This window comes from Acidimicrobiales bacterium (assembly GCA_035540975.1).
GTDB lineage: Bacteria > Actinomycetota > Acidimicrobiia > Acidimicrobiales.
On the sequence record DATLFN010000121.1, the window covers coordinates 1 to 17585 of the forward strand.

Genomic DNA, 17585 nt, shown 5'->3' on the forward strand with positions numbered 1-17585 from the left:
ACCGCTGGACCACCCGGACGTCGTACCGGCCCACGTCGGTCCAGTAGTGCGTGATGGTGCCGTCCGGCCATGGTCCGCCGGCGTGGTCGTACGGGCCGTCGAGCGGCGAGCCGTCGCCCCAGTCGACCCAGCCCTCGGCCCTGGCCTCGATCCGCAGCACACCGGCCGGGGTCGGGTGCTCGAACGTGGCGAACGGCACCGTGCCGGCCTCGAGGTAGGCGAGCTTGCCGGCCAGCATGTAGCCGGGAGCGATGCGTGGTGCGGGCCTGGGGAGCAGGTCCTCCCCCACCACCCGCCAGAACTCCGCAGCCTGCGCCGCCGGCGTCGACTCGGGCACCGGCGTGCGCGCGCAGAGCGGGAACGACGCCGCCGCCAGACGCCACAAGGCGTTCTGCGCGTCCGTGGCGGCGGCCGCCCCCACGGGGTTGGGGTAGGCCCGGCGTCGGGTGCGGACGCACATTTGCCCGTCGGCCTGAGTCTCGACCGTCGGGAACGTCGCGTAGAAGACCTGCGCTGGTCCTCCACGGCTCGTCCGCCGCCGAGCCCCTGCCGTGTCAACCGCCTCGCCCTCGGTGCTGGCCGCCACGTCGTAGGTGACTCCGGGATCTCCCTGCTTCGCCTTCACGTCAATGCCGAGCGGTTGCGTGCCCGTTGGAACGCTGGTGTCCTGTGCCGCTTGCGCGCCTGGAGCGCCAAGCAGACCGGCGACAACGGCGCCGAGAACGGCGCCTAGCTTGCGGGACAAGGGTTCGAGGGTTCCAGGCCGTCAGCTCGGAAGCCGTCGGTCGTGATCATCCATGCAGTGGGATTGATCTTTCGCGGATCGTTCGAAGAATCCAGAGGTCGAAGGGCGATGTACTCCAACCGATCCGGAACGGCCTTCACATTCCGTGCCGAGTAGTCCCGTCGCACTGCCATCCACACGCACCCTGGCGAAGCCACGATGACGCGATCGACAACCGTTCGCCGCTTGCCAGGATTGGGTCGGATGCCGCTCAGCTGAGGATCATCGGCGAGACTCTCGAACCATCCGTCGGCCTCACGTCGCATCGCCTCGTCGCTATATATGGCGTTGAGGTACTCAGCCGCGGGCGGTGTCAGGTTCTTGGCTGCGACGATCATGCGCGTCGCCTCGCTGTCGACCTCGTCGAGGGCCGCCAGGACCGCGTTCAGGTAGGGCTCGTCGATGGTCGGCGGGATGACCGAGACGTCGATAGGCGCGGTGGTCGACGACGTCGAGACGGCGGTGGGGACGGTCGGCTCGGCCGGTGTGGCCTTCCCGCCGCTGCACCCGGCGGCGGCCACGGTGGTGACCAACACAGCGACGATGCCGCGCGCGGCGCGGACCATATCGTTGCCTTTCATGTCTCGCAACGGGTTCCTCGGGTTTGCACCGCCATCACTCGTCCGGACGGTCAGCACTCGACAGGACCGAGCCGTGAGATGTTCGCCGACCGCGCCCGGGATCCGGCCGGCATCGAGCTGACCGGCCTGGCCCGGCTACGGCTCCCGCTGGGCCCGCCACCGGCGGACGCCGTCGGCTGGCGGAGCTCTCGGCGGCCCGCCGGCACCATTCACCGCCAGTCGACCCGGACGAAGACGTGCCACCCCAGCCACAGCCAGGCGGCGAGGACGGCGAGGCGCACGGGCGGGCGGGCCAGGCCCCTCGAGAGCACCTGCGACAGGCGGGCCCCCCGGCCCCGGCGGCCGGCGACCTCGACGGCCACGGCGCAGACGGCGATCACGACGTAGCCCACCACGGTGACGGTGCCGCTCATCGCCGTGCGAGGGCGGCGGCGGCGGCGAGCCAGGCCACGAACGCGGCGGCCCGGGCCGGGCGGGAGTCGAGCAGGGCGTTGGTCATCGAGCTGAGGGTCGGGTGGTCCTCGCGGGGGTGCTGGACGAAGGCGACCAGCTCCCAGGCCGCCGTCGCGGCGGCCACGACGAGCCAGCCGGCGGCGGCGCGGAGGTCGACGGGCGGGGGACGGGGCCGGAGCGAGCGGGCGCCCCACGCCATGGCCGCGACCCCAGCGGCGAGCACGGCCGCCGTCGCCGCCCCCGAGAACGGGCGCAGCCCCACGGCCCACCACGCGGCGGCCACGACCAGGGCCGACGCCGCGGCGACGACGGCCCGGTCCCGGAGCCGGCGGGGTGCCCGGGCCGGCCGCGGCCGGGGCACGCCGCCGGGCCCGCGCCCTCGGGGGCGCGGCTGGCGCGGCCGGGGCACCCCGCCGGGCCCGCGTCCTCGGGTCGGGCGCGGCTGGGCCATTCCGCCGGGCCCGCGTCCTCGGGCCGGGCGCGGCCGGGGCACCCCGCCGGAGGTAGCGTCGCGGGCGGAGTCGTCATGCTCTACCGGGCCCTCGCCGATGGCGTCGTCGTGTTCCACCTCGGCTTCATCATCTTCGTCGCCGTGGGGTCCGTGCTCGCGTGGCGGTGGCCGGCGGTGGCATGGGCCCACCTGCCGGCGCTGGCGTGGGCGGCGGGGAGCGTCACCGTCGGCCTCCCCTGCCCCCTCACCCCGCTGGAGAAGTGGTTCCGACGTCGGGCGGGCGACGAGGGCTACGCCGGGGGGTTCGTCGACCGCTACGTGGAGGGGGTCATCTACCCCGAGGAGTACACGGGGGCGCTCCGCCTGGTGATCGCCGGGATCGTCGCCGCCGGCTACGCCGCCCTCGTGCGGCGGCGGCGGGCGTCGCTCGGCCCTCGCGCCGTGTGATCTCGGTCACATTCGGGACGACCGGGGGAAGCGGCGCCGGCACGCCGGCGTCCAACTCGTTCGTCCGCAGCCCGCGCCGCGGGCCAGGAAGGGAGCGCACCATGAGCCACCCGACGCCCGGGGCCACCGCCGGCGACATCCGACCGCCCACCGCGCCGGAGAGGAGCAGGCGGCGGTGCCCCGGCCCGGTGGCCGCCGCGGTGGCCGCCGCGGCGGTGTTCGCGGCCACGCTCGCCGGGGCCGGCCCCGCCGACGCCTCCCACGGGAGCCTCGACCCGAGCTTCGACGGCGACGGGAGGGTCTCGACGTCCGAGCACGCCTTCCGGGGCGTGGACGTCGCCTCCCTGCCCGACGGCCGGGTCCTGGCCGCGGCGGGCGGCACCGGCGGCGTCACGCTGACCCGGTTCGGGCCCACCGGCGCCGTGGACGCCTCGTTCGGCTCGGCCGGGAAGGTGACCGTGCCGGACATGGGGGAGCCCCGGGTGCTGGTCCAGCCCGACGGGAGGATCGTCCTGGCCGGCACGCTGGCGACGGGCACGACGGGCGACGACTTCGCCGTGTTCCGCTTCCTCCCCGACGGGGCACCGGACACCGGCTTCGGCACCGGCGGACGAGTGACGACGGAGGTCGGGACGGCCACGGAGCCCGCCGTCGTCGTCAGCGACCGCGTGGCCGCCGCCGCGCTCCACCCCGACGGCAGGATCGTCGTCGGTGGAGCCACGGGCCAACTGGGCGTGTTCGACGTCGCCCTCGTGCGCTACACCCCCGGCGGGGCGCTGGACACCACCTTCGGCGGCGACGGCAAGGTCGTCACCGACTTCGGCGCCGCCGGCATGAACGGCGCCGACGACCTCGCCGTACAACCCGACGGCCGGGTCGTCGTCCTCGGCTGGGCCGAGACGACGGCCGCAGGCGCGGCCCGCCTCTCGCTGGCTCGGTACACGGCCGCGGGGGCCCTCGACACCACGTTCGACGCCGACGGCGTGCTGGTGGGGCCATCCGGCCACGCCCGGGCGCTCGCCCTCCAGGCCGACGGCCGGATCGTGGTCGCCGGCGGGACCGACGCCGGCGGTTCCCGACACGCCACCCTCCTGCGCTACCTCGCCGACGGGGCCCCGGACCGCAGCTTCGACGGCGACGGCGCGGTGGTGACCGCCTTCGGCGACGGTTCGTCGGCCTTCGCCGTGGCCGTGCGTCCCGACGGCCGCATCGTCACCGCCGGCTACGGCATCGTCGGCGGCCGGTCCAGGTTCGCGGTCGCCAGCCACCTGCCGAGCGGCGCCCTGGACCCCACCTTCGACGGCGACGGGAAGACGACCACCGACATCGGGCCCCAGCCGGACGCGGTCGCCGAGGCGGTCGCCCTCCAGGCCGACGGCAGGATCGTGGCGGCGGGAAGCGTGAACTTCGGCGGGCGCCCGTCCGACCAGATGGTGCTGGCCCGCTACCTGGCCGCAGCGCCACCGCACCGCGGGTACTGGCTGGTTGCGTCCGACGGCGGGGTCTTCGCCTTCGGCGACGCGCCGTACCTCGGCTCGACCGGCGGGATGACGCTCGCCCGGCCGGTCGTCGGGATGGCGGGCAAGCCCGGCGGCGACGGCTACTGGCTGGTCGCCGCCGACGGCGGTGTGTTCGCCTTCGGCGCCGCCCGCTTCGCCGGGTCCACCGGCGCCCAGCGCCTCAACCGCCCGATCGCGGGCATGGCGGCGACACCGTCGGGGCTCGGGTACTGGCTGGTGGCGTCCGACGGCGGTGTGTTCGCCTTCGGCGACGCCGTCTTCCACGGGTCGACCGGGGCGATCCGCCTGGCCAGCCCGGTGGTGGGGATGGCGGCCACGCCGTCGGGACGGGGCTACTGGCTGGTCGCCGCCGACGGCGGCGTCTTCGCCTTCGGCGACGCCCAGTTCCACGGGTCGACCGGCGGCCTGCGCCTGGCCAGCCCGGTGGTGGGGATGGCCGCTGACCCCGACGGCGAGGGCTACCGGCTGGTCGCCGCCGACGGCGGCGTCTTCGCCTTCAAGGCCGGGTTCTTCGGGTCGACGGGCGCCCTCCGCCTGGCCAGCCCGGTGGTGGGGATGACGGCCAGTTCGAGCTACGACGGCTACTGGACGGGGGCGGCCGACGGCGGGGTGTTCGCCTTCGGGACGCACCCGTTCGCCGGCTCGACGGGCGCCATCCGCCTGGCCCGGCCCGTGGTCGGGGTGGCCGCCCGGGAGTGACCGCCGGCGCGCCGCGATCTGCAGGGGAGCGGGCTCGGCGGCGGGCGAGCTGGTCCACGTTCTTTGTCGAGAAACCCACCTGGGAGGTGGGAAAGTGACCGAAGAAGCGCCGGCGCCCGGCTTCGGTGCCCGCGTCAGGCGTAGGGATCGCAGAGCCGGCACGGGGCCAGGCCGTCGGCGGCCGCGACGGGGCGCACGCCCGGCTTCCCGGCGACCGCCCGGCCCTCGGGCCGGCGGGCCAGCGTGCCCGAGCCGGTCGCCACCAGGACGGGCGCCGGCGCGAACTTCACCTTGGGCTCCCACCCGGCGGTGCGCGGAACGCCTTGGCCAGGTCGGCCATGCCGTTCAGCTCGAGGGTGGTGATGACCAGTTCGATCTGCCTGTCGCGCATGTCGTTGACGAAGCCCGAGTACGTCGCCCCGGTGAGCGGCGCCTCATCGGTGGCCACCAGGGGGATCTCCGCCGCCGCCAGGTCCTGCCCGTAGGCGAGAACCCGGCTCCGGGCCACCGCCTGGGCCGGGTAGACGACCGCGCGCGACACGCCGGCAGCCGCCTTGAGGGTGGCCGAGACGGTGTCCGAGGTGGCTGCCCGGCGGCGCGTCGATCCTGCTCGCCGAGCAGTCGGCGCGGGTCGTCCAGCGGGTGGCGGACTACGCGGCGCTGATGGTGCGCGGGCGGGTGACCGCCGTCGGCGAGCCCGCCGACCTGCAGGAGGAGCTGTCCGCCGCCTACCTCGGCGCGGCCGCGGGCTCGTCCTGAGGGGCCGCCCGCTCAGCGGCCCGACGAGGCGCGCCGGCGGCGGGCCGGGCTCAGGACGACGCAGCGGGCAAACCGTCGAACTCCCAGCTACCCGCTGCGAGGGCCGAACGGTCGCTCAGCCGGTCTGCTTGGGGACGGGCAGGCCCCGGACCGCAAGCCGTCCGTCGCGGCCTCGGGCGGCCCGGTGCTTCTCGGGCTGCACCACTGCGGCCGCATACTCCGAGAGCTCCGGGTCCCGGATCGTCTCGACCTCGACGAGGGCGCCGGCCAGGGAGTCGAGGAGCTGGCGGTTGGCGACGAGGATCTCGTGGGCCATGGCGTAGGCCTCCTCGCTCACCCGGCGCATCTCCCGGTCGATCTCGAGGGCCACCGATTCCGAGAAGTCGCGGTGGAACATGTCGCCGCCCAGGTAGGGGTTCTCCAGCTGGCGACCCAGGGCGAGGCGGCCGAGCGACTCGCTCATGCCCAGCTCGCACACCATCTGGCGGGCGATGGCGCTCACCCGGCGCAGGTCGGCGCGGGGGGCACTCGTCGGCTCGCCCAGCACGAGCTCCTCGGCCGCCATGCCGCCGAGGGAGATCGCCATCCGTCCGAGCAGCTCCGACTTGGTGACGATGAACCGCTCCTCGTCGGGGACCATCCACGTCATGCCCAGGGCGTTTCCCCTGCTCACCACGGAGATCTTGGTCACCGGGTCGCTGCCCGGCACCGCCCAGGCGACGACGGCATGACCACCCTCGTGGTAGGCGACCGCCCGTTTCTCCTCGGCCGTGAGGAGCCGGGCCCGCTCGTTGCCGGCCAGCACCCGGTCGGCCGCCTCCTCCAGCTCCTGGACGCCGATCGCCGCCCGGTTGCGCCGGGCGGCGAGCAGCGCCGCCTCGTTCATCATGCTGGCCAGGTCGGCGCCCGTGAACCCGGGGGTCCGGGCGGCGACCGCGTCGAGGTCCACCCGCGGGTCGAGCTGCTTCCCCTTGGCATGGACCCGGAGGATGGCGACGCGACCGCCCCGGTCGGGCCGGTCGACCACCACCTGGCGGTCGAACCGCCCCCGGCGGAGCAGGGCGGGGTCGAGGACGTCGGGGCGGTTCGTGGCGCCGATGAGAACGACGCCCGAGTACTGGTCGAAGCCGTCCATCTCCACCAGCAGCTGGTTGAGCGTCTGGTCCCGCTCGTCGCTCCCGCTCCCCTCGGCGGTGCCGCCACCCCTTGCCTTGCCGGCGGCGTCCAGCTCGTCGATGAAGAGGATGGCGGGTGCGCTCTGGCGGACCTGCTTGAAGATGTCGCGCACCCGGGCGGCGCCGACGCCCACGAACATCTCCACGAAGTCGGTGCCCGAGATCGAGAAGAAGGGCACCCCGGCCTCGCCTGCGATCGCCCGGGCCAGCAGCGTCTTGCCGGTGCCCGGCGGCCCCACCAGGAGGATGCCCTTGGGCGGCTGGGCGCCGATCTCCTTGAGCCGCTCCGGGTGCATCAGGAAGTCGCGCAGCTCGCGGACCTCCTCGACGGCGTCGTCGTTCCCGGCCACGTCGGCGAAGGTGACCGACCGGTCGGTCGCCTTCTTGCGCTGCCTCGACCGACCGAGGCCGCCGCCCCGCAGGCCGAGGTGTACGAAGAGGAGGACGCTCACGAACAGCAACGCCGGAACGAGCACGGAGAGCGGGACAAGCAACTTCTTGATCGACTGGGAGTCCGTCTCGATCGGGATGCCCTGCTCGAGGGCGGTGCTCAGGACCCCGGCGACGATGCCCTCGTTGCCGGGGAGTGCGGCCCACAACTGCTCCCCGGCGGACCGCAGGAGCACGCGGTTGTCGAAGTCGAGGTAGACCGCCGAGGTCACCTCCTTGTCGACCATCCGCTGGCGGAGCTCGGCGAAGCTGATCTCGCGCCCCGTCTCCTCGGGGAGGGTGGCCAGGAGCAGCACCACGTAGAGCGCGAGGAACGTCGGGATGGCCAGCCCCACCCAGAAGACGGGGCGTCGCCAGATGGCGCCGGTCCCCGAGGATTTCGACAAGCGTGCCTCCCCACCCTTGAGCCGCGGAATAGGCGTCCGTATAGTGCTGCGGTGCCCCAGGATACTGGGGCCGGCCCACCCCGGGCCTCACGCCGGTCGGCGGGCCGGTCGGAGGCGGGGGGCCGGGGGACCGAGGCGGGGGTGTGCATGTCGCTGGAGGACAAGGGGACGAGGAAGGGTCTGGGTGGCGGGACCTGGCAACCCCGGCTCGTCGCCATATCGATCGCCTGCTGGGTGATCGGGATCGCGGTGTTCGTATGGATGCTGGTACTGGCGGCACGCTGACCCCGTGACGCTCCGACCGGGGACGGCGCCCTCCCGCGCCGCCGCCGTGAGCCTCGTGCTCGCGCTCTGCCTCGCCGCGTGCGGCGGGAGCGACGACGGCGACGGCGCCGGGGGAATCGGTCGCGCCCCCCGACCGGTACCGGAGGCCGGGGTCCAGGTCGGCGAGGAGACCGACGAGTCGGTGATCCGGGCGGCGAGCACGCCCGTTCTCGCCGCCAACCCGAAGGACGCGCGCAACTTCGTCGTCGGGCACCGCGTCGAGCTGCCTGCGTACTCCTGCGTGGTGGCCGCCAGCTTCGACGCCGGTGCAACGTGGGCGACCACCACGCCCGCCCTGCCCGCCGGCACCGAGCGCTGCTACAGCACGTCGCTCGGGTTCGACGGCAGCGGTGTCCTGCACCTGGCCTTCGTCACCCTGGCCGGTGCCGGGAACGTGCCGTCCGCGGTGTGGTTGACCCGGTCGGCCGACGGTGGCCGGACCTTCGACCCGCCCCGCCGGGTGCTGGACGCCCAGAAGTTCATGGTCCGACTGGTCGTCGACCCGACCACCTCGCCCGCCCGGCTCTACCTGTCGTGGGTCGAGGGAAGCGGCGTCGGCTTCCTCCAGATGGTGCCGCCCGCCCGGGTGATGATGCGCGTCTCGACCGACGGCGGACTCACGTTCGGCGATCCGGTGCAGGTCAGCGGCACGTCGCGCGACCGGATCGGCGCCGCCGTGCCGGCGCTGGCTGGGGACGGGTCCGTCACCGTGGTCTACTTCGACTACCGGCGGGACGCCTTCGACTTCCAGAACGTCGAAGGTCGCTACGACGGCACGTTCGAGCTGGTGGCGGCCACATCCCGCGACGGTGGTGCCACGTTCAGCGAGACGACGGTCGACCCCGCCGTGGTGCCCCCCGAGCCGTTCCTGGTGTTCCTCCCGCCCCTACCGGCGGTGGCCGCCGAGCACGACGGGACCGTGCACGTGGCCTGGTCCGACCGCCGGTCGGGGACGCCGGCGATCCTCCTGTCGACGTCGCGCGACGCCGGGACGACCTGGCAGCCGCCCCGGCGGGTCGACGCCGGCGGCGGGGCGGCGCTGCTGCCCCAGCTCGGACTCGGCCCTGACGGCCGCCTCGACGTGGTGTACGCCCAGGTGGAGGACGCGGAGGGCGGCCCGACCCGAATCCGGTTCACCGCGTCGACCGACGGCGGGAGGACCTTCGGGCCCGCTGCGCCCCTCAACCAGCCGTTCCTCCGGGCCTGGCTTCCCGTCAGCCCGCGGGAGGCGGCCGGCGCCGGGCCCGACCTGGGCAGCGCCCTCGGGCTGATCTCGCTGGCGGACGGCGCCTACGTCGCCTGGCCCGACACCCGCCTAGGGGGGCTCCAGACCCGGCGCACCGACATCGTGGGCGCGCCCGTCAAGGTCACCGCGGACGGCGCCGCCCGCCGCCTCCCCGACGCCTGACGTTCCACCACGGCGGCGTCGACGACGACCGTTCCCGCCGCTTCCGGCGGCAGGAAGGGGCGCCATCCGCCCGTTCTTGCCGCCAGAGTCCCAGCGGGACCGCCGACCGCGCAGCCGCGCCGCTCACCGCCCCGGCCGCTTCCGGCGGCAGCAAGGGGCGCCATCCGCCCGTTCTTGCCGCCAGAGTCCCAGCGGGACCGCCCGTTCCTGCCGCCGGACGGGCCTGCCGCCGGGGGTTGGAGGCCCCTCGAGCGCGACGGGTGGACTGCCCGCCCCGCCACGCGGAACGGGGCGCCCCCGGAGGGGCGCCCCGCAGCGAGATGGTCGAACGGCTAGGCCCGGGCCCGGACCCGCTTGCGCTCGTTCATGAAGATCGCCGTGCCCGTCCCGATGAAGCCGAGGGAGAGGATGGCGAGGGCGATCAGCGTCGCCAGCGGCGTGTCGGAGCGGCTCGGCCGCTCCGCTGCCGCGCCCTCGACGGGCGTGACGGGGGCGGGATCGAAGGTCTGAGCCGGGGTCTCCACGGCCGGCGCCGGTGCCGGCGTCTCGGCGGCCGGAGCGGGAGCCGGAGCGGGAGCGGCTGCGGGAGCCGGCTGCGCCGCTGCCGCGGGAGCGGGCTGGGCGGTGCGGGCCGGCGCCGGAGCGGCGGTGCGCGACTGGGTCGTCGTCCGTGCCGGGGCGGCGGCGGTCGAGGTGGCCGGCGCCGGGGCCGGCGTCTCGACGGTGGCCGGCGCCAGGCCGGCGGCGCCGTCGGCGTCCTGCGCCGCGCCCTGGAGGTTCGGCGCCTGGGCGGTGGTGCCCGGGGCCAGCACCTTGAAGGTGGCGTTCGTGGGGTTGCCGATCGACGTGCCGTCCGCACGGTGCTGGGTGACGCTCACGATGTGGTTGCCACCGACGGACTCGGGGACCTTGAAGCTCACGCTGATGGTGCGGTCGGCGGCGACGGTGGTCGTGGCCAGCTTGGTGCCCGCCGTGCCGACGGCGCCCCACCACACGTTGACCTCGGTGGCGCTGGCGTCGAAGCTCGAGCCGGTCACGCCGATGTCGGTGCCGACGGCGCCGCTCGTGGGGCTGAGGGTGACGCGGGCCGACGGCACGCATGCCCATGCGACCGCCCCGAACATCGCGACGGTGAGGGCGATCCCACCACCGACAGCGAACAGGCCCCGGACTTGACGATTCTTCATGCGTCGACTCCCTCTCCCCGAACGACAGGTGTACGGCGTAAGACTACGCCCCCGGACGTCCCGCAGCAATAGGTGCGTGCATCCCGCGTGAAGTATTGACACCGGCGCCGCCCGTGCTTAAGGTCAGCCGGCTCTGAGAGCGGGGCCGGGATGTTCGCCGGCCGGTGCCAGTGGCGAGGGAGGGGCGCAGAGAGTGATCGGGGGACAGGTTCGTTGCCGCAAGGGGGCTCGGACCAGGGCGATGGTCATGGCGGCCCTCGCCGGCGTGGGGCTGGTCGCCACGGCCTCACCGGCGGCCGCCGCCGTCGCTTGCGCGTTCGCCGGCGGCACGGTGACCATCACGTTCGACGCGGCCAACCAGGAGGTGCGGGTCTTCCGCACGGGTGACGCCATCTCCGTGGAGCAGCGAGTCTCCGGGGTGACCACGGCGATCGCCTGCGCCGGGGGCCCGACCGTCACCACCACCGACACCATCTCCGTCCGGGGGACGGCGGCGAACAACCAGGACCTGCGCATCGATCTCTCCACCGGCGCGTTCGCGCCGGGTGTGGCGGCCGAGGGGACGGGCGCGGCGGAGATCGAGTTCGACGTCGACCTCGGCGCCGGCACGGGCGACGGCGTGATCGTCGTCGGCTCGGCCGGCGCCGACACGATCGTCCTCGGGACGACGGGCATCAACCTCAACGACGACGACGACGCCGATGTCACGCTCGGAGGCGTCGATACTGCGGTCGGCGACCGCCAGCTGCTGGGCGGCGGCGGCGACGACGTGCTCTCCGCCGGCGGCGGGGCGGGAACCGGCGCCCCGTCGACTGCGCCGGTGACGGTCAACGGGCAGGGCGGCAACGACACCCTCACCGGCGGCGCCGGCGCCGACACCGTCACCGGGGGTGCCGGCAACGACACAGCCAGTGGCGGCGGTGGCAACGACACGATCAACGGCGACGCCGGCGCCGACACCCTCAACGGCGGCGGTGGCAACGACACGATCAACGGCGGCGAGGGCGCCGACACCGTCAACGGCGATGCGGGCAACGACGTCCTGAACGGCGGGAACGGCGACGACACGCTCAACGGCGGGGACGGCAACGACACCATCGACGGCGGCAACGGTAACGACACCGAGAACGGCGGTGCCGGCGACGACACGTTCCGTCACGGCCTCGGCATCCCCAACGGTGCCGACGTCCTCAACGGCGGCGCCGGCACCGACACGGCCAGCTACGAGGGCCGGGACGACGCGGTGAACCTCACCATCGACGGGGTGGCCAACGACGGCGCCTTCGGCGTCCCCACGGGGGGGCCCAGCGAGGGCGACAACATCGGGACCGACGTCGAGAACCTCACCGGTGGCACCAAGGACGACACCCTCACGGGAAACGCTGCCGCCAACCGGATCTCGGGCATGCAGGGCAACGACGTGATTGACGCCGGGGCCGGCGACGACGTGCTCCTCGGGGGCACCGGCGACGACCTCCTGCGCGGCGGCGACGGGGACGACACCTTCGACGAGGAGGGCTTCGCCAACGGTGCCGACGTCATGCACGGCGGCCCCGGGGCGGACACGGCCGACTACTCGCTCCGCGTCAACCGGGTCACCGTCACGCGCGACGGCCGCGCCGACGACGGCGAGGAGGGAGAGCGCGACAACGTCGGCTCCGACGTCGAGACGGCCAAGCTGCCCCGCTCCCTGGCCGGGTACTGGATCGTGGCCGCCGACGGTGGCCTGTTCGGCTTCGGCGACGCGCCGTTCCACGGGTCGGCCGCCGGGATCCGCCTGGCCAAGCCGGTCGTCGGGATGGCGGCGACCCCGACGGGGGCCGGGTACTGGCTGGTCGCGTCCGACGGCGGCGTGTTCGCCTTCGGCGACGCCGCCTTCCTCGGCTCGACGGGGGCGCTCACCCTCAACAAGCCGGTCGTGGGCATGGCGGCGACCCCCGGCGGTGCCGGGTACTGGCTGGCCGCGTCCGACGGCGGCGTGTTCGCCTTCGGCGACGCCGTGTTCTCCGGCTCGACGGGCGCTCTCACGTTGAACGAGCCGGTCGTGGGCATGGCCGCCGCGTCGGGCACCGGCTACTGGCTGGTGGCCGCCGACGGCGGCGTCTTCGCCTTCGGGGACGCCCTGTTCTCCGGGTCCACGGGCGCTCTGGCGCTGCGCCGGCCGATCGTGGGCATCGGCTCGGGCGGCAGCCGCGCCGCCTACTGGCTGGGCGCCGCCGACGGCGGCATCTTCTCCTTCGGGGGGGCGAACTTCTACGGGTCGGTCGGGAACCTCAACCTGGTGCAACCGGTGGTCGGCATCGCCCCGTTCCTGCGGTGAGCAGCGGAGGCGACCGACGAATGCGACGACGACGACCCCCGGACGCCACGTCGGCGCCGGGACACGGGCGGAGGCAGGAACCATGATCAGGCGAAGCACCTTCCGGGCACGCGACGGGCGCCGCCACCGGGCGATGGCCACCACGGTCGGCCTCGTCCTCGTCGCCGCCCTGCCGGCGCTGCCCGGGACCGGCGCCGCCCAGACGGCGGCCGCGTCGATCCCGGCCGACGCCCAGGCCAACGGCCTCAGGATCGTCGGCTACAACGACCTCGGCGGGCAGGGCCTCAACGGCGAGCTGGCCGTGGTCGGCAACACGGCCATCGTCGCCGCCGGCGCCATCCCGATGAACACGATGCAGACCGCCAACACGACCGTGGCCTCGCTCAACATCGCTCCTCCCTGCGTCAACGTCCCCGTCAAGGTCGTCGACCTGAGCGATCCGGCGCAGCCGCGCGTCGCCGCCACCATCCCCGTGCCCGACGGCCAGGCCGCGCGCGACGTGGCCGCCCTCCAGGTGAGCACGCCGAGGTTCAAGGGCGCCCTGGCCGCCATCGCGTACACCTCCTGCCTCTACGACCCCATCACCTTCCGGACGCTCGGCGTGGTGCAGCCGGGGAGCTTCGCCGACCGGGGAGTCGCCTACTACGACGTCACCGACCCGGACAAGCCCCGCTTCCTCGGCCGGTACATGGCGGACTTCGAGAACTTCGACCCCCAGGCGCTGGGCTGCGCCCGGCCGCCGGCGGGCAGCGAGGCCCGCTGCGCCCAGGACCAGTTCTCCGTCGACCTCCGACGCATCGCCGACGGCCGGATCCTGTCGGTGTCGGGCCGGCCCGACGGCTCGGCCCGCAACACCCCCGCCACCGACATCCGCATCGTCGACGTGACGGATCCCGCCGACCCGGTCCAGCTCGGCGTGTGGCCGCCCCTCGGCGAGCCGCCCAACGTCGTCAACAACCACGGGTGCTACCCCCGGTCGGGGAGCCGGACGCCGTCGTTCAGCTCCGATGCCGCCAAGCTCTACGTCCCCTACCTCGACGGTGGCCTGTTCACGGTCGACATCACCGACCTCGCCAATCCCAAGACCCTGGGCCGGTGGGCGTACCCGGCCGACTGGAGCGTCGAGGGCCAGGCCGCCTACTCGGCCACCGCCCGGGTGGCCGGCCGGGAGCTGGCCCTGGTAGCCGACGAGGACTGGTGGTGGCCCACCTCCGCCTTCGTCGTGGACTCCCCCGCCTCGATCGCCGGCGCCAAGGTCGGCTGCTCGGACCTGTTCACCGCCTTCGACCAGAAGTACGTCAGCCAGATCCACATGCGCCCGGGCGGCGAGGTGCGGGGCGAGCTGGCGTACGTCGGCCGGGGCTGCCCCGACCGCCCGCGCGTGGCCGGGACCAGCATCCCCGCCGACCCGTACCTGGCCGACCCGCGAGGCAAGATCATGTTCGCCGACGTCGAGCCCGAGCCCGCCACCCAGCCCACCCTCGCGACGACGGCCTGCACCTTCAACAGCCGGGTGCGGCGGGCCCAGGACGACGGCGCCCTCGGCGTGGTGATCGTCGCCCGCACCGCCCTGCCCGCCGAGGCGGTCGCCGGGTTCCCCCCCACGGGGACGCCGCGCGAGCCCACCGACCAGAACGGCGCCCTCACCGGCGACGTGTCGATCCCCGGCATGCAGATCACCCGGCCGGCGGGCGACGCAATCCGCAACACGATGTGCCCGGCCATCGACCCCGCCACCGGCCGGTGCACGGGCGGCCAGCGGGTGTTCGGCGCCATGAAGGATCTTCCCGGCGAGTGGGGCGGGCTGCGCGTGATCGACGTCACCAACCCCGCCGCCCCGAGCGAGGTGGCCACCTTCCGCACCGCCCGCTCGCTGCAGATGCCCCCGCCCGACCCCCGCGGCATCTACTCGGTGCACCACGCCGTGGTCGAGGACGACCGCGCCTACGTGGCGTGGAACACCGACGGCCTCCGGGTCCTCGACCTGGGCAGCGGCCAGCCGTCGGAGATCGCCTGGTTCGTGCCGCCCGACCGGCCCGACCCCACCGGCACCTACCCCGGGAAAGCGTTCGTGGTGGGCGTCGACTACACGCCGACCCACATCGTGGTGAGCGACATCAACTCGGGCCTGTGGGTGCTCGAGAAGCCGGCACCCTTCGGCGGCCGCGGCTACTGGCTGGCTGGCTCCGACGGCGCCGTGTACGCCCTCGGCGACGCGCCGTTCCTGGGGTCAGCCACGGGCGCCCGCGACATCGCCGGCCTCAGCACCACGCCCACCGGGAAGGGCTACTGGCTGGTCGGCTCGGACGGGACGGTCCATGCGTTCGGCGATGCCCCGAACAAGGGCGGAACCGGCGGGCGGCGCCTCAACGCGCCGATCGTCGAGCTGGTCCCCACCCGCACGGGCCAGGGGTACTGGCTGGTCGGCGCAGACGGGGGCGTGTTCGCCTTCGGCGACGCCCGCTTCCGGGGCTCCACCGGCAACCTCAGGCTGAACCAGCCGATCGTCTCCGGCGCGGCGACACCGACCGGCGGCGGCTACTGGCTGGTCGCAGCCGACGGTGGCGTCTTCGCCTTCGGCGACGCCGAGTTCTACGGCTCGACGGGCGGCATGAAGCTCAACCAGCCCGTCGTCGCCGCCGCGCCGACCCCCAGCGGGCGGGGGTACTGGATGGTCGCGACCGACGGCGGTGTGTTCGCCTTCGGCGACGCCCAGTTCCACGGCTCGACCGGCGGAATGCGGCTGAACCAGCCGGTCACCGGGCTCTCGCCGGTGGCCAGCGGCACCGGTTACTGGCTGACGGCGGCCGACGGCGGCGTGTTCGCCTTCCGCGCCCCGTTCTTCGGCAGCCTGGCCGGCAACCGGCTGTCGGCCGGCGTCGTCGGGATGGCGGCGGTGCCGCGGTGACCACCGAGCTGCGGCTCGCCCTCTTCTGTCCCACCTGACAACCCGGCCTCCACCTGCCGTTCTTCGCGGCAGAGGCGAGCGGTCTGTTCGCCGAGCAGGGCCTCCAACTCGACGTCGTCGACGCCGTCGGGCACGGCTCCGAGGCACTCTCCCGCCTGGGCAACGGGGCGGCCGACCTCGCCGTGGGCGGCGTCCACGGCGTCCTGGCCGCTGCCGCGGGCACGCACCACCCGCCGAGGGTGCGGTTCGCGGCAATCCTCCACCAGCGCAGCCCGCTGGCCGCGTTCGTGCCGACCGACTCGGCGCTGGCCACGCCAAGTGATCTGGCCGGCGCCCGCGTGGTGCGCAGCAACGCCCCGTGGTTCGACGCCGAGTACCGCGCCGGCCTCGAGTACCTGGGCCTCGGCCCGCCCGTGCACGTCGGCCCGAACCCGCTCGGCACCCGACCCTCGCTCGCTCGTGGCGAGGTCGACGCCATCGGCTCGTGGGAGGACGGGATCGCCGTCGTCCGCCAGCGCGCCGGCATCCCGGTGCGCGCCATCCCGTTCGGCCCCGACGTCTACACGACCGGCCTCCTGGTCGCCGACTCCGTCCCCACCGAGGTCGTCCAGCGCGTGGTGCACGCCGTCGCCGCCGCCCTGGCCGGCCTGCGCCGCCGCCCCGACGTCGGTGTCGCCGAGCTGTGCGCTCGCATACCCCGCGTGGATGCCGACCGGGTGGGCGAGGAGTGGGCCGTTCTCTCCCGTTACCTGCTCGGGCCCGCCGAGCCCCTCGTCATGCGCCGCGACCGCTGGGAGGCCACGCTCCGCCATGGCCGGCGCGTCCAGGGCTTCCCGCTGCTCGATGTCGCCGCCGTGTGCCGCGAGGAGCTCCTGGCCGAGCCGGCCTCGGCCGTCCTCGCCTAGAGGGGGCGCCGGATTTCGCCTCCTCCGGACTATGGCCGCTGCTAGAAACGCCGCCATGCGGATGCTCCCCAACCGGCGGTACACCTCCCGGCCCGCTCGTCGGGCCCTGGCCGTCGCGCTGGCAGCGGTCGCCTCGACCGCGGCAGCCTGTGGCGGCGGCGGGGGTGGCGACGCCTCGGCGACGACCCGGCCCGACGCCGGCCGGTCCGGCACGTGGACGGCGATGGCGGCCTCGCCGCTGCCCGGGCGCAACCTGCCCGCCTTCGCGTGGACCGGCAAGGAGCTGCTGCTGTGGGGCGGCAACGGCGACGACGCCCTCCTCGGCGACGGCGCCCGCTACGACCCGGCCGCCGACCGGTGGACGCCCATGGCGCAGGCACCGCTGGCGCCGGCCGCCGGGCGCATGGTGTGGACGGGCAGCGCCGCCCTCGTCTGGGCGCCGGGGTCGGGCGCCGCCCACGGCGCCGCCTACGACCCGTCGGCCGACGCCTGGCGGCCGATCCCGGCACCGCCCGTGCCGCCGCCCTCACGGCCGGCGGCGGTGTGGACGGGCCGGGAGATGCTGCTCTGGGGCGGGACGGGGACGACGGGATCGCCCGTGGCCGACGGGGCCGGCTACGACCCGGCGACGAACACGTGGCGGAAACTGGCATCGTCGCCGCTCGGCGCCCGCATCGGCCACGTCTTCGCCTGGACCGGCAAGGAGCTGGTCGTCTGGGGCGGCACGACGGGCGGCGAGAACCGCCTGGACGACGGTGCCGCCTACGACCCGGCGACCGACACCTGGCGGGCCATCGCCCCCTCGCCGCTGGCCGGCCGCCTGGGCGC

The 17585-nt window shown here is 74.7% G+C and carries 16 protein-coding genes; 8 read left to right on the forward strand and 8 right to left on the reverse strand.

The genetic code is table 11. From position 1 onward, the window contains the following. From VM242_12270 to VM242_12285, 4 genes are all read right to left on the reverse strand, one after another. Window positions 1-460, reverse strand: a 460-nt coding sequence (locus VM242_12270) for a hypothetical protein (protein HVM05938.1), incomplete at its 3' end; no start/stop codon positions are given. Between the two features lie 269 nt (window positions 461-729). Beyond that, a complete protein-coding gene (locus VM242_12275) occupies window positions 730-1365 on the reverse strand; it encodes a hypothetical protein (GenBank protein ID HVM05939.1) in 636 nt (211 codons plus the stop codon). A gap of 209 nt (window positions 1366-1574) precedes the next feature. Next, on the reverse strand, window positions 1575-1778 hold the full coding sequence (locus VM242_12280) for a DUF6186 family protein (protein ID HVM05940.1): 204 nt from the start codon (window positions 1776-1778) through the stop codon (window positions 1575-1577). Next, the gene (locus tag VM242_12285) at window positions 1775-2179 is read right to left on the reverse strand and encodes a hypothetical protein (protein HVM05941.1); all 405 of its coding nucleotides are present in this window, start codon (window positions 2177-2179) and stop codon (window positions 1775-1777) included. The genes VM242_12280 and VM242_12285 overlap by 4 nt, the downstream gene beginning before the upstream one ends. 165 nt (window positions 2180-2344) lie before the next feature. Between VM242_12285 and VM242_12290 the strand changes: the two genes are divergently transcribed. Together VM242_12290 and VM242_12295 are read left to right on the forward strand one after the other, a co-directional pair. Further along, window positions 2345-2716 carry a DUF2784 domain-containing protein gene (locus VM242_12290; GenBank protein HVM05942.1) on the forward strand — a complete coding sequence of 124 codons (372 nt, stop codon included), beginning with the start codon at window positions 2345-2347 and terminating at the stop codon, window positions 2714-2716. Window positions 2717-2817: 101 nt separating this feature from the next. Further along, the gene (locus tag VM242_12295) at window positions 2818-4935 is read left to right on the forward strand and encodes a hypothetical protein (protein ID HVM05943.1); all 2118 of its coding nucleotides are present in this window, start codon (window positions 2818-2820) and stop codon (window positions 4933-4935) included. A gap of 134 nt (window positions 4936-5069) precedes the next feature. Here VM242_12295 and VM242_12300 read toward each other — a convergent pair whose 3' ends face one another. The 3 genes from VM242_12300 to ftsH form a co-directional block, all read right to left on the reverse strand. Continuing rightward, window positions 5070-5225 (reverse strand): hypothetical protein, encoded by a 156-nt coding sequence (locus tag VM242_12300; protein HVM05944.1) that lies wholly within the window; start codon window positions 5223-5225, stop codon window positions 5070-5072. Next, window positions 5222-5476, reverse strand: coding sequence for a hypothetical protein (locus tag VM242_12305; GenBank protein ID HVM05945.1), 255 nt, complete (start codon window positions 5474-5476; stop codon window positions 5222-5224). Before VM242_12305 ends, VM242_12300 begins: the two co-directional genes overlap by 4 nt. Window positions 5477-5809: 333 nt before the next feature. After that, window positions 5810-7705 carry an ATP-dependent zinc metalloprotease FtsH gene (gene ftsH / locus VM242_12310; protein HVM05946.1) on the reverse strand — a complete coding sequence of 632 codons (1896 nt, stop codon included), beginning with the start codon at window positions 7703-7705 and terminating at the stop codon, window positions 5810-5812. Window positions 7706-7756: 51 nt separating this feature from the next. On the opposite strand from ftsH, the gene VM242_12315 reads away from it, so the two are divergent. Next, the gene (locus VM242_12315) at window positions 7757-7990 is read left to right on the forward strand and encodes a hypothetical protein (GenBank protein ID HVM05947.1); all 234 of its coding nucleotides are present in this window, start codon (window positions 7757-7759) and stop codon (window positions 7988-7990) included. 4 nt (window positions 7991-7994) lie between these two features. Continuing rightward, window positions 7995-9437, forward strand: a complete 1443-nt coding sequence (locus VM242_12320; GenBank protein ID HVM05948.1) for a sialidase family protein — start codon at window positions 7995-7997, stop codon at window positions 9435-9437. A gap of 332 nt (window positions 9438-9769) precedes the next feature. On the opposite strand, the gene VM242_12325 is transcribed toward VM242_12320, so the two are convergent. Further along, a complete protein-coding gene (locus VM242_12325; GenBank protein ID HVM05949.1) occupies window positions 9770-10624 on the reverse strand; it encodes an IPT/TIG domain-containing protein in 855 nt (284 codons plus the stop codon). A gap of 247 nt (window positions 10625-10871) precedes the next feature. Between VM242_12325 and VM242_12330 the strand changes: the two genes are divergently transcribed. The 4 genes from VM242_12330 to VM242_12345 form a co-directional block, all read left to right on the forward strand. Then, window positions 10872-12944: a calcium-binding protein gene (locus VM242_12330; GenBank protein HVM05950.1), complete on the forward strand. Its 2073-nt coding sequence runs from the start codon at window positions 10872-10874 to the stop codon at window positions 12942-12944. Window positions 12945-13026: 82 nt separating this feature from the next. Continuing rightward, window positions 13027-15852 carry a PA domain-containing protein gene (locus VM242_12335; GenBank protein ID HVM05951.1) on the forward strand — a complete coding sequence of 942 codons (2826 nt, stop codon included), beginning with the start codon at window positions 13027-13029 and terminating at the stop codon, window positions 15850-15852. Between the two features lie 53 nt (window positions 15853-15905). Further along, window positions 15906-16757 (forward strand): ABC transporter substrate-binding protein, encoded by an 852-nt coding sequence (locus VM242_12340; protein HVM05952.1) that lies wholly within the window; start codon window positions 15906-15908, stop codon window positions 16755-16757. A gap of 55 nt (window positions 16758-16812) precedes the next feature. Continuing rightward, window positions 16813-17585, forward strand: a 773-nt coding sequence (locus VM242_12345) for a hypothetical protein (GenBank protein HVM05953.1), incomplete at its 3' end; no start/stop codon positions are given.